The following is a 12900-nucleotide window of genomic DNA, read 5'->3' as shown; positions in this document are numbered from 1 at the left end:
CCAACGAAGGAGATCCCTGTGACGCTGTCGGCGCAAGCCCGATCCGCGTGGGCCAAGTTCGGCTACGACCCTGAGAGCCGTCACTGGCTTCCACTCTGGCTGCATCTGCTCGACGCCGCGGCGGTGGCTGAGCATCTCGCTAGACGCTGGTTGGCGCCTACCGTCTGCGAACTCATTGAGCGCGAGTTCGTGGACTCCGACTCAGGACTGATCCCGGTGGAAGAGTTCTGCCTGCTCGCCTCTTGGGTCGCTGGCGTCCACGACATCGGCAAGTGCACCCCGGCCTTCTCCGTCCAGGCCCCGGGCCTCGACGACCGCATGAAGGAGGTGGGGCTGATCCACGAGCCGGTTGATCGACTCGAGCGGCGCAAGGTTCCGCATGCCCTGGCGGGGCACGTGATCTTGGAGAAATGGCTCATGGACGGGCATGGTTGGGACCTTGAACCTGCCGAGGCCCTCGCCTCCGTCGTCGGCGCACATCACGGTATCCCGCCCACGACGGCGGCTCTCACCACGGACTACTACGGGCATGAGCACCTCCTCGGCGAGGACGAGGCGTGGAGCGTGACCCGCCACGAGCTCCTCGAACTCGTCACACGACGCACCGGTGCTGCGGCTCTTCTTCCTCGCTGGGCGCGTCACCGATGGTCCCAGCCCTTCCTCGTGGAGCTCTCGGGACTGCTCATCGTCTCGGACTGGATCGCCTCGACCGAAGCCTATTTCCCGCTGCTGCCCCTCGAGGACGATGGTGCGCGCCTGCTCGCGCCCGACGCCCATGCCCTTCGTGCGGCCACCGGCCTGTCGCGTCTGGAGATCCCCGCACCATGGCGTCCCCGCGACGAGGGCTCCGCTCCCGACTGTCTGCTCACCAGTCGTTTCAACCTGCCCGATGGCGCTCGCGCCACCGACGTCCAGGCCCGCACACTCCAGGCCGCCCGCACCATGGACCTGCCGGGCATGCTTATCGTCCAGGAGTCCACGGGAGGAGGGAAGACTGAGGCGGCTCTCATGGCCGCCGAGGTACTCGCCGCCCGCACACGCCGCTCCGGAATCCTCTTCGCCCTCCCCACCCAGGCGACCACGGACGCCATGTTCTCCCGCGAGCTCGACTGGCTGGAGAACATTGAGGAGGCCTACGCCGGTAAGGGGGCGCCGTCGGAGTTCGCCGCTCAGCTCCTGCACGGGCGGTCTCGACTCAACAAGGAGGCGCAGCTTCTGCGACGCCGCGGTTACGAGATCCGTGACCGGCTCCTTGGATCGCTTGACGACTCGACCGGTGAGAGCCCACGCCCTATCGGGATTGGATGGGACGAGGAAGAGGCTCGAACGGGCCGTGCCGCAGACTCCGAGGACGGCCGCAGAGCCGACCTGGCGATCCTGGCCTGGTTCAGCGGACGCAAGAAGTCGATGCTGTCGGACTTCGTCGTCACTACCGTGGACCACCTGCTGTTCGGGGCAATGCGTTCCCCACACTTGGCCATGCGACACCTGGGACTGTCCCGCAAGGTCGTCATTGTCGACGAGGTGCACTCCTACTCCACGTACATGAACGTCTACCTGGACCGGGTCCTGACCTGGCTCGCAGCCTACGGGGTGCCAGTGGTGCTCCTGTCTGCCACACTGTCCGAGGCTCGTTGCTCCGCCATGGTCGATGCCTACCGACGGGGCCTGCGCCTGGTAGCAGGTAAGCGCGTCCGCCGGCGTCCCGCCCCTGAGAACGTGCACACTCCCTTCCCCTGCCTGGTCACTGCTAGTGAGGAGCGCACTGAGGTCGTCCCGACCGCGTCGGGACGACGCAGCACAGTCCGGCTCAGACGGCTTACGAAGGATGCTCTGATCCCGCTCTTGGAGGAGGCCCTCGTCGACGGCGGCTGCGCGCTGGTGGTACGCAACACGGTGCGGCGCGCCCAGGAGACCTATGAGCGGCTGCGCGAGCACTTCGGCGAGGACGTCAGTCTCAACCACGCCCGGTTCACGATCGGCGACAGGCTCGCCAAGGACAAGGATCTTCTCAACCGCTTCGGTCCTCCGCGCAAGGCTGGAAAGCGCCCGCGCAGAGCCATCGTCGTCGCCACCCAGGTCGTCGAGCAGTCCCTCAACGTCGACTTCGACCTGCTCGTCACTGACCTCGCTCCCATCGACCTGGTCCTCCAGCGCATGGGACGCCTGCACCGTCACCAGCGGCGGCGGCCGCCCCGACTTGCCGAGCCCGACTGCTACATCGACTGGCTGCCATCGATGTCGTCCCCCGAGCCCTCGTTGGAACCGGGGGCCAAGGCGATCTATGGCGAGCAGGACATGCTCATGAGCGCGGCCGCACTGGACCGGGTGATCGACGGCTCCGGCATCGTCACGGTTCCCGATGATGTCCACGACCTCATCGAGGCCGTCTACGGTCCCGATGCCCCAGTACCGCCGTCGTGGAAGGAAGCCATCGACCGAGCTCGAGAGAAGTACGCGACGAGTAACCGTGCGAAGCATGAGGCTGCTCAGGGATTCCTTCTGAATGAGCCCGAGCGGAGAGGGAAGGGTACCTCCCTGATCGGCTGGCTGCACGTGACGGCCTCCGACAACGAGGAGAGGGGACGCGCCCAGGTCCGCGACGGCGAGGACTCCCTGGAGGTCATCCTCCTGGATCTGCGCCGGGTAGGCGGCCAGGAGGAGCTACGCACCCTGCCATCCGCACCGGAGGCTCCAGGAGCCATGATCCCCACAGACCGTGCCCCGGACAAGAAGATCGCCCGCGCCATGGCCCTGTCCACCGTGAGGCTGCCCCCGCGTCTGAGCAACCCGAGCAGGATCGACCAGGTCATTGATGAGCTGGAAATACGTGTCGTACCCGCCTGGCAGGATGATCCGCAGCTCCGCGGACAGCTGTTCCTTCTCCTGGATAAGGGCCGGGCGCGACTGGCCGACACGGTACTCGAGTACTCCCCATCCACCGGGCTCAAGGAGGTCCAATCAGAATGACGCAGCGTTTCAATCTTCTTGACGAGCCCTGGATTCGGGTGACCCGGCTCGACGGCGCCCCCGACGAGGTCTCTCTCCTCGCCTTGTTCCAGGAGGCGACGGACATCGCCGGGATCCACGGCGAGATCGCCAGCCAGGATGTGGCCATCCTGCGCTTGCTGCTGGCCATCTGCCACCGCACCATGGATGGGCCGGAGGACCTGGACACCTGGAGGGAGTACTGGGAGGAGCCCGAGCGCTTGGGACGGGACGCCAGTACCTACCTGGAGCGCTACCGGGAGCGCTTCGACCTGCGCGACCCGGATCGCCCCTTCTTCCAGGTCGCAGGTATCCACGCGGCATCGGGCAAGATCTCGGGGCTGGAGTCCCTCATCGCGGACGTCCCCAACGGAAATCCCTTCTTCACGACTCGTATTGCTCAAGGTCTGGAATCCATCGGCTGGGCGGAGGCGGCCAGATGGCTGGTTCACGTCCACGCCTTCGACCCGTCCGGCATTCGCACCGGAGCCGTCGGAGATCCCCAGGTCAAAGGGGGAAAGGGGTACCCAATCGGCCCCGGGTGGACAGGGCAGATCGGCACCGTGACCGTGGCGGGCGAAAGCCTGGAGCAGACGCTGCTCCTCAACACCGTTGTCTGTGAGGAGCTCTCCGATCTGGTCGATGTCGACCCAGAGCAGGATCTTGCTCCGTGGGAGCACGAGAGTGATGGCCCGGCGGGTTCCCACGACCTGGAACCTACGGGGCCCGTGTCCTGCTACACGTGGCAGACGCGCCGCGTGCTGCTGCACGGAGGCGATGCGGGAGTCACCGGTCTTTTCCTTGGCAATGGCGACAAGGCAACGCCTCAGAACCGGTATCTGGTGGAACCGATGACCGCATGGCGCTTCTCCGAACCCCAGACCAAGAAGCTCAAAACGCCCGTCTACATGCCGCGCAAGTTGCCGACGGACAGAGCATTCTGGCGGGGGCTGTCAACCGTCGTGGCTCAGTTGAGCCCGAAGGTGACGGTAAAAGGCGCAGGGGAAGTGACACGATACCGTTCTCCAGGTGTCGTCTCCTTCTATCAGGAGCTCATGCGTCGCAGAATCGTGCCTGCAGGGGGTCTCATTCCTTTACGCGCCGTCGGCATCGAGTACGGCAGCAACGAGTCGACCGTCGCCGAGCTCGTCGACGACGTCCTGTCGCTGCCGGCGGGTCTGCTCGATCCCGAGAACAGGCGCCTGCTCGCCGTTGTGCACGACGCCATGGAGGAGACGGAGCATGTCGCCTCCGCACTGCGGAACCTGGCTGGGAACCTGGACCGCGCTCGCGGTGGGAGCCCGGATACGGCATCGGCTGCGCGCGAGCATGCCAGTGCCGCCTTCTACCAGGTCATCGATGAGCGTTTCCCCCGATGGCTCGTCTCTCTGGACGAAGCCGAGCCGGTCAGGGCGCACGACCTGTGGCGCAGTCTGCTGCGCTCCGAGGCATGGGGACAGCAGGAAGCGCTGGCATCCGCCGTGCCTGATACCGCCTTCGCCGGGCGTGGAGAGGGGAAAGGGCGGATGGACGTCGGCAAGGCGTTGTTCTTCTTCCGCCGTGCTCTGAATGTGGCTGTACCGGCACCTGCGCAGCAAGACAGCACCGCTGAGAACAATATGAATGAAGAAAGGACACCGGCATGACTGTGTCGGATACCAGTACACACGCCAACCCTGCAGAAGCAGCGCTGCCTGGAGCGCGCCAGCGGCCCTTCCGTCCGCGGCTGGAGGAGAATGCCGGCCGCCTCGTCGACCAGCGCATTGGTGGAACGAAGAGGCAGGAGGGCCTGCAAGCCCGCTATCGGCGCAATGAGGCGCGAGCACGCGGTGAGCTGGCCGCTTTGCGCAAGGGCGCGAACAGGCCGCCCGGTGAGCTTCCTGAGATCTGGGAACTCACGAGCGTCCACGTTCCCGACTATGCAGGTGACGCCCCCACGTGGGAGGAGACTGCCGTCCATACTGCGATGACGCTCTATGCCGTGCACCAGCAGTCACGGACCGAACCCATGTTCGTGCCCGGAAGAGGGCTCGGCCATGCCGCCCGCAGCCTGATCGGTCCACCGGACGACGAGAACCCTTCGGCCCGGGCGCGCTTCAACGCCCTGGTCACCTCGACGACTGTGACCGAGCTGCGCCACCACCTGCGGGGCTTCATCTCGCTGCTCCGAGCCCGGAGCATCACCTTGGATCATGCCATGCTCGCAGACGACATCCTTCACTTCCAGCAACCGGGCGGAGCCAGAAAGGTTCGCCTGATCTGGTCACGGGAGTACCAGTTCCTGTCTGCCGATTCCTTAGCCTCTTCCGACGATGCCACCCTGGCATCTGCAACCAACTCAACGATAACCGAGCCAACCCCGGAGAACTGACAATGAGCACCTACATCGATATTCACATCATCCAGAACCTTCCGCCCTCCTGCGTCAACCGGGACGACTCAGGCTCACCCAAATCTGCTGTATACGGCGGCGTCCGCCGTCTGCGGGTCTCCAGCCAGTCCTGGAAACGAGCAACGCGTCTGTACTTCAATGACCTGCTGGACGCCGATGACGTCGGCGTACGCACGAAGCGAGTCGTCGAGGTGCTGGGCTCGGCGATTGCAAAGGATGCACCTGAGCTTGCGGAGAACGCTACTGCGCTCGCCGAGGGAGTGTTCAAGGCGGCCAAGATCAAGCTTTCACCTCCGCGCGGCAAGAAAGACGGGACTCAGGAGTCCGGATACCTTCTGTTCCTGTCCACCAGCCAGATCGCGCGCCTGGCAGAGCTGGCTGTTGCCTCGGTCCGCGACGGTGAGGCGCTCGACGCCAAGGCAGTCAAGAAGATCTTCAAGGAAACGCACGCCGTCGATATCGCATTGTTTGGACGCATGGTCGCCGACGACACAGACCTCAACGTTGACGCCGCCTGTCAGGTGGCCCACGCTATCTCCACACACGCCGCTGAGAACGAGTACGATTTCTTCACCGCCGTCGACGATGAGAAGAACCGCTCAGAGGAGGAGGACGCCGGTGCCGGAATGATGGGAACGGTGGAGTTCTCCTCGGCCACCATGTACCGTTATGCCACCGTTAATCTCGACATGCTGGTTGAGAACCTCGGGGACGGCGAGGCGGCACTGCGAGCGCTTGAGGTCTTCATCAGGGGCTTCTGCCTGTCGATGCCCACAGGGAAGCAGAACACGTTCGCCAACCGGACCCTCCCGGAAGCTATCGTTGTTTCTATCCGTGACGACCAACCCGTTTCCCTCGTTGGTGCCTTCGAGGAACCGGTGCCGGAGGCCTCCGGCACCGGTTACGTCGACCGTTCAGTGAGGGCGCTCGCTCAGTACACTGAGACGATCGAGAAGAACTACGGGGTGACGCCACTGAGCAGTTTCGTCGTTGCCCTCAAGGATTCAGACGCCGTCTCCTCGCTCGGTGAGCGTGTGTCCTTCGTCAACCTGCCCGACCGGGTCCGTCAGGTAGTGGATTCCCGAGTGAGCCATGAGGAGCGATCCTGATGACCGTCCTCCTCCTGCGACTCGCAGGACCTATGCAGGCCTGGGGGGTGAAATCTCGTTTCACCGTCCGCTCCACCGAGCTTGAGCCGTCCAAGAGCGGCATCATTGGCATGTTGGCTGCCGCTGTCGGCCGACGCCGGACGGACCCGATCGAGGATCTCCTGTCCCTGCGGTTCGGGGTGCGCAAGGACCAGCCCGGTCGAGTCATCAGGGACTTCCACACGGCACGCACCCTCGACGGCAAGGACTCCATGCCCCTGTCGGACCGGTACTACCTTGCCGACGCCGTCTTCCTCGCAGGTATCGAAGGTGATCGTCCCCTCCTGGAGGGCATTGACGAGGCGCTTCACCATCCGGCTTTCCCGCTATACCTCGGGAGGCGCTCCTGCCCGCCGACGCTTCCCGTGTCCCTGGGCCTTCGGGAGGCGTCGCTGCTCGATGTGCTTCGGACCGAGCCCTGGCTCGCTTCACCGTGGTTCCAGAAATGGCATCGCAGCCGTGTCTTTGACGCGGAGCTGCTGATCGACCAGGAGGCTGTACCCGTAGGGGAGCGGGGCTCGGCTCGCGGCAGTCGTGATGTACCGGTTTCCTTCGATCCGCGACGCCGCGACTATGACTTCCGCCAGGTTGAACGGCTCATGGTGCAGGTTGGTGTGCCTAAAGCGGACGCACATGATCCCATGCTTGCGTTGGAGGAGGCGAACCAGTGTTCCTAACAAAGATCGAGCTGGCCCCGGAGCGCCGCCTTGCACGCAAGTTTCTGGGGTCGTCTCAGGCCATGCACGCCGTCGTCATGAGTGCCACCGGAGGTCATGACGGGAACGGACCCGGACGCGTCCTGTGGCGGGTCGACCGAGGCGAAACAACGGCGCTGTACGTACTCTCACCGTTGGAGCCTGACTGCTCTCAGCTCGTCGCGGAGGCGGGGGCGGTCGGCACCCAGCCGCGGACCCTGGACTACTCGCCGTTCCTCGCCTCGTTGGATACACGGCAGCTGTGGGCCTTCCGTCTTGCGGCGAACCCGTCCTACTCGGCCTCGAAGGGACCGGGAGTGCGCGGACAGCGGTATGGGCACGTCACCGTTGAACAGCAGCGGCAGTGGCTTATTGAGCGCATCCCACGATTCGGCTTCGAGCTTATGCCCGTGGACCCTGATGATGGTGGGGGGACTGAGGAGGCCGTCTTGGTCACGCACCGGGAGCGCCCTGTTTTCAGTCGGCGACGACCGGGGGGTGAGGGGTACGACCGCGTGACTATCAACCGCACTGTCTACGAAGGTGTTCTGCGTGTCACCGATCCCGAGTCCCTGCGTCGTGCGCTCGTCACCGGGATCGGCCGGTCCAAGGCCTACGGCTGCGGGCTCATGACGCTCGCCCGGGTGCGGAAGGCCTGATTATGGTCAGGATGCTGCCGGTTCCGGTGACGGCGCTTCCCCGTGTCCAGGACCGGATGTCCTTCCTCTACCTTGAGCACTGCGTGGTGCATCGGGAGGATGGTGCCCTGACCGCACGCAACGACCGGGGCACCATCCGCGTTCCCGCTGCCTCGCTGGTCGCCGTCCTCCTCGGCCCGGGAACGTCGGTCAGTCACCAGGCGATGAGCCTGCTCGGCGAGTGTGGGACGACGGCGGTCTGGGTTGGTGAACGTGGTGTGCGCTACTATGCGCACGGCCGCTCCCTGGCTACCTCCACCCGACTGTTGGTGGAGCAAGCGGCTAGGGTCTCCTCTCCCCAGAAGCGACTTCGGGTGGCGCGCGAGATGTACTGCATGCGTTTCAGCGGTGAAAACGTCGAGGGGCTCACCATGCAGCAGCTCAGAGGCCGGGAAGGCGCTCGGGTTCGTGAGGTGTATCGAGACAACTCCAGACGTACCGGGGTCCCCTGGACTCGACGCGACTACCGTCCCGATGACTTTGAAGCGTCGGATCCGATCAACCAGGCGCTCTCAGCCGCGCACGCCGCCCTGTACGGCGTCGTCCACGGGGTGATCGTCTCCCTGGGCTGTTCTCCGGGGCTCGGCTTCGTCCACACCGGGCATGAGCGGTCTTTCGTGTACGACGTTGCCGATCTGTACAAGGCGGAGACGACGATCCCCATCGCCTTCGATGTCGTCTCCGAGGGGATGGATGACCTCACTGGGACCACTCGCAGGCGAGTTCGGGACAAGGTCTTCGAGCTCAAGATCATCGAACGGACGGTCAAAGATATCTACCGCTTGCTTGAGGTTGATGATCTGGAGGACATGAGCATCAACGTCGTCTCCCTGTGGGACTATCAGCAGCGTGCTGTAGCTGGTGGGGCGAACTACGCCGGAGAGGACGCAGGAGGATGGTAGTTCTGGTTCTCTCCGCTGCCCCTGCCTCGTTGCGGGGCTCCATGACCCGCTGGTTGTTAGAGGTCTCTCCTGGGGTCTTCGTCGGGCATCTCTCAGCTCGAGTGCGAGAGCAGTTGTGGGAGCTGGTGCGCGCGTACATCGGGGAAGGGCGAGCTCTACTGATCTGGTCGGTGCGATCCGAGCAACGGTTCGAGATCGCCTCCCTGGCGCACGAACGTGAACCGGTCGATATCGAAGGGTGCCTTGTCATGCGCACCCCGTACCGGCAGATCGAGGGATCGCAGGCGATCCCCGGCGCCGTCAAGCCTCCGAAGGAGTCCTGGTCGATCGCTGCGAGACGACGACGCTATCGGAACTCTGCGGAGCGAGCGCTAGGTCGGCAGTGAAGGCAAACGAGGTCTGGTAGTGTGGCTCGTCGTTGGGATTCCAAGGATCCGCAAGTGTAAACCCCGCGCGAGCGGGGATGATCCGCAACATGGGCTTCCTTTCCACCCGGTTTAATGGTAAACCCCGCGCGAGCGGGGATGATCCGTTTATCGGGGAGTTTCTCAATGAATTGGTTGAGTAAACCCCGCGCGAGCGGGGATGATCCCGATATTCGCGCGCAAAATAGTGTGAGCACTCAGTAAACCCCGCGCGAGCGGGGATGATCCTTGCTATCACTAACGCCATTAAAAGGGGTGAACGTAAACCCCGCGCGAGCGGGGATGATCCGATATGGTGGGCACTTACGTACCCACCATATCAGTAAACCCCGCGCGAGCGGGGATGATCCGTGAGGACTTGCACCGCCTTTCCACTGATGCAGGTAAACCCCGCGCGAGCGGGGATGATCCCCGGTACTATAAGCTAGCCCTGGTCTGACAGGCGTAAACCCCGCGCGAGCGGGGATGATCCGCCACATTTCATAGTCAATTCCTCCTGGCTCACGTAAACCCCGCGCGAGCGGGGATGATCCGGCCCCGGTCACCGTCATGGTGACCGGGGCCTTGTAAACCCCGCGCGAGCGGGGATGATCCCGTGACCATGTCGCCGGGTCGGGCGCTCCCGGGGTAAACCCCGCGCGAGCGGGGATGATCCCCGGTAAACGGCCGTATCTAGACGAAAACGGAGGTAAACCCCGCGCGAGCGGGGATGATCCATGTACGGCCGTGCGGGCGATCAGCAGTGCCGTGTAAACCCCGCGCGAGCGGGGATGATCCAGCACGGCTTTAAATGGGTGTCTGAGCACCCGGGGTAAACCCCGCGCGAGCGGGGATGATCCCTAACGGGCACCACCAGCAGGTGATGCCCGTCAGTAAACCCCGCGCGAGCGGGGATGATCCGTCGTCCAGTTTTTTCTTCGAGTCCCTAGCCCAGTAAACCCCGCGCGAGCGGGGATGATCCCCGCCAGGCACCCAAAGGCCCTCTACCTTTTCGGTAAACCCCGCGCGAGCGGGGATGATCCGCCACATTTCATAGTCAATTCCTCCTGGCTCACGTAAACCCCGCGCGAGCGGGGATGATCCTTTCACTTCGCATTCCATCCGCGAAATAAAATAGTAAACCCCGCGCGAGCGGGGATGATCCGCCCAAGGGGCGTAAGAGCATTACCGTCATCTAGTAAACCCCGCGCGAGCGGGGATGATCCCGGTACGTCGTCAACTTAACTCATTGTCAGATGGTAAACCCCGCGCGAGCGGGGATGATCCCGTGACCATGTCGCCGGGTCGGGCGCTCCCGGGGTAAACCCCGCGCGAGCGGGGATGATCCTAAAGTCGTCAGTGTTGTCCTTGAACTCATTATGTAAACCCCGCGCGAGCGGGGATGATCCCAACTACTCTTCTAGGAGGAAGATCAAATGAGCGTAAACCCCGCGCGAGCGGGGATGATCCGGGGAACGAGCCCCCGCCCCATGCGGAGGCGCTGTAAACCCCGCGCGAGCGGGGATGATCCCAACTACGTGCAGATGGCTCGGTCCTGTGTGTCGTAAACCCCGCGCGAGCGGGGATGATCCTCCACTCAAAGGCATAGGGCAACTCGGTGGATAGTAAACCCCGCGCGAGCGGGGATGATCCCTTCAGGCGATCTGTCGCCCGGATAGGACAACCGTAAACCCCGCGCGAGCGGGGATGATCCTGCCATTCAATTTCACTTCGCATTCCATCCGCGGTAAACCCCGCGCGAGCGGGGATGATCCCGGTACGTCGTCAACTTAACTCATTGTCAGATGGTAAACCCCGCGCGAGCGGGGATGATCCGCGGGTTAAACCAAATAGAATTACGGGCGTATAGTAAACCCCGCGCGAGCGGGGATGATCCGCGTCCAGTGACGCGTTGCCGCCCACCCGGTTAGTAAACCCCGCGCGAGCGGGGATGATCCAAGAATCGTTATTCCAGTCAGATCGTATTTATGGTAAACCCCGCGCGAGCGGGGATGATCCGGGGACACCGCTCTGCGCGTATACAGCCCCGTGGTAAACCCCGCGCGAGCGGGGATGATCCCGAATCAATCACTATCGATAACTTCCCGCACGTGTAAACCCCGCGCGAGCGGGGATGATCCTTGTCTCTGAAATATGATGCGATGCAGATTCAGGTAAACCCCGCGCGAGCGGGGATGATCCCATTAACATTAAACATAGGCCACTTATTGTCAGGTAAACCCCGCGCGAGCGGGGATGATCCGAACTGTTCTGAACAATCAGGTAGTTAAAAGTAGTAAACCCCGCGCGAGCGGGGATGATCCGCGCATCCTCACGCTTCTGGGCGACCCGTCCGAGTAAACCCCGCGCGAGCGGGGATGATCCCCTATCGCAGCAGACAGTATCTCACGACAGCGGGTAAACCCCGCGCGAGCGGGGATGATCCTGTGGCCGGTCTAGCCGCCTGACACGGTCTCTCGTAAACCCCGCGCGAGCGGGGATGATCCTGGCCAGCCAGTAGGAAAGAGTCGAGTCCACTAGTAAACCCCGCGCGAGCGGGGATGATCCCGTCCATTCCAGCAAGCGGAGTAGCAGCGGTGCGTAAACCCCGCGCGAGCGGGGATGATCCCGTCGGGCGCGGCAGGCGGCAGTAGAGCCGCCGGTAAACCCCGCGCGAGCGGGGATGATCCGTCCCGCCCAGAGCGGCTGGGTGACCGAGCAGTGTAAACCCCGCGCGAGCGGGGATGATCCCACCTGGGAGGCGGGGTCGACGCCCAGCGCCAGGTAAACCCCGCGCGAGCGGGGATGATCCCCGCCCCGCACAGCCCTCCCCTGCATGGCGCGTGTAAACCCCGCGCGAGCGGGGATGATCCCGTTCTGTAAGCCTCTCTGACGGCCTAGACCCGGTAAACCCCGCGCGAGCGGGGATGATCCCAAGGCGGTCCTCATTGCCCAGCAGCGCCAGGGGTAAACCCCGCGCGAGCGGGGATGATCCGACCCACCGGGCGTCGAATTTGATGTTCGCGTTGTAAACCCCGCGCGAGCGGGGATGATCCTAGTATGCAGGCATACGGATTAATCCTAGGAATGTAAACCCCGCGCGAGCGGGGATGATCCGGAGCTCACCATGCGCGTCAACCCCACCGACATCGTAAACCCCGCGCGAGCGGGGATGATCCGCGGCCATCGACGCGCTGGCGGATCGGATCGAGGTAAACCCCGCGCGAGCGGGGATGATCCCGGGATGCGCTGGCCGCACGACTGGGGAGGCGGGTAAACCCCGCGCGAGCGGGGATGATCCCGCGTGCTCAAGCTTGACGTCGAGCTGGACGGCGAGGCGGTAAACCCCGCGCGAGCGGGGATGATCCGAACGGGAAGACCACCCTGAGCGCCGCCATCATGTAAACCCCGCGCGAGCGGGGATGATCCGGGCACCCCGGTCGCGAATCCCGCGTTCTCCATGTAAACCCCGCGCGAGCGGGGATGATCCCCGTGCCATACGGGGTTGTGTAGAACCGTTCTGGTAAACCCCGCGCGAGCGGGGATGATCCCGGGTTTCGTGCGAATGGCTACTTTTCCGTCAAGTAAACCCCGCGCGAGCGGGGATGATCCTTAGTACGGCCGTAGGTGCTCCGCAGCGTCATCGTAAACCCCGCGCGAGCGGGGATGATCC

At 64.0% G+C, this 12900-nt stretch carries 8 protein-coding genes and 1 CRISPR repeat array (1 of these 9 cut by a window edge); all 8 genes read left to right on the top strand.

Going from position 1 to position 12900, the window contains the following annotated elements; genetic code table 11:
* Positions 1–18 precede the first annotated feature (18 nt).
* Genes RIV14_RS04635 through cas2e form a run of 8 tightly spaced genes read left to right on the top strand, consistent with a single transcriptional unit; the run spans position 19 to position 9209 of the window.
* The gene (locus tag RIV14_RS04635; RefSeq protein WP_075372245.1) at positions 19–2970 is read left to right on the top strand and encodes a CRISPR-associated helicase/endonuclease Cas3; all 2952 of its coding nucleotides are present in this window, start codon (positions 19–21) and stop codon (positions 2968–2970) included.
* Positions 2967–4634 (top strand): type I-E CRISPR-associated protein Cse1/CasA, encoded by a 1668-nt coding sequence (gene casA / locus RIV14_RS04630; protein WP_075372244.1) that lies wholly within the window; start codon positions 2967–2969, stop codon positions 4632–4634. The genes RIV14_RS04635 and casA overlap by 4 nt, the downstream gene beginning before the upstream one ends.
* Positions 4631–5359 (top strand): type I-E CRISPR-associated protein Cse2/CasB, encoded by a 729-nt coding sequence (gene casB, locus RIV14_RS04625; protein WP_075372243.1) that lies wholly within the window; start codon positions 4631–4633, stop codon positions 5357–5359. Before casA ends, casB begins: the two co-directional genes overlap by 4 nt.
* A gap of 2 nt (positions 5360–5361) precedes the next feature.
* Positions 5362–6489: a type I-E CRISPR-associated protein Cas7/Cse4/CasC gene (cas7e, locus tag RIV14_RS04620; protein WP_075372242.1), complete on the top strand. Its 1128-nt coding sequence runs from the start codon at positions 5362–5364 to the stop codon at positions 6487–6489.
* The gene (cas5e, locus tag RIV14_RS04615) at positions 6489–7205 is read left to right on the top strand and encodes a type I-E CRISPR-associated protein Cas5/CasD (RefSeq protein ID WP_075372241.1); all 717 of its coding nucleotides are present in this window, start codon (positions 6489–6491) and stop codon (positions 7203–7205) included. Before cas7e ends, cas5e begins: the two co-directional genes overlap by 1 nt.
* The gene (gene cas6e / locus RIV14_RS04610; protein WP_075372240.1) at positions 7196–7882 is read left to right on the top strand and encodes a type I-E CRISPR-associated protein Cas6/Cse3/CasE; all 687 of its coding nucleotides are present in this window, start codon (positions 7196–7198) and stop codon (positions 7880–7882) included. The genes cas5e and cas6e overlap by 10 nt, the downstream gene beginning before the upstream one ends.
* Positions 7883–7884: 2 nt before the next feature.
* Positions 7885–8823 carry a type I-E CRISPR-associated endonuclease Cas1e gene (cas1e, locus tag RIV14_RS04605; RefSeq protein ID WP_075372239.1) on the top strand — a complete coding sequence of 313 codons (939 nt, stop codon included), beginning with the start codon at positions 7885–7887 and terminating at the stop codon, positions 8821–8823.
* The gene (gene cas2e / locus RIV14_RS04600) at positions 8817–9209 is read left to right on the top strand and encodes a type I-E CRISPR-associated endoribonuclease Cas2e (protein ID WP_070659091.1); all 393 of its coding nucleotides are present in this window, start codon (positions 8817–8819) and stop codon (positions 9207–9209) included. Before cas1e ends, cas2e begins: the two co-directional genes overlap by 7 nt.
* 56 nt (positions 9210–9265) lie before the next feature.
* Positions 9266–12900: a CRISPR direct-repeat array (repeat unit 28 nt; unit sequence GTAAACCCCGCGCGAGCGGGGATGATCC) (it continues 1737 nt past the right edge of the window).

The sequence above is a fragment of the Actinomyces acetigenes genome (assembly GCF_031296635.1).
GTDB lineage: Bacteria > Actinomycetota > Actinomycetes > Actinomycetales > Actinomycetaceae > Actinomyces > Actinomyces acetigenes.
The sequence above is the reverse complement of the archived record's forward strand: the minus strand, read 5'-3'. Positions and strand labels throughout refer to the sequence as shown.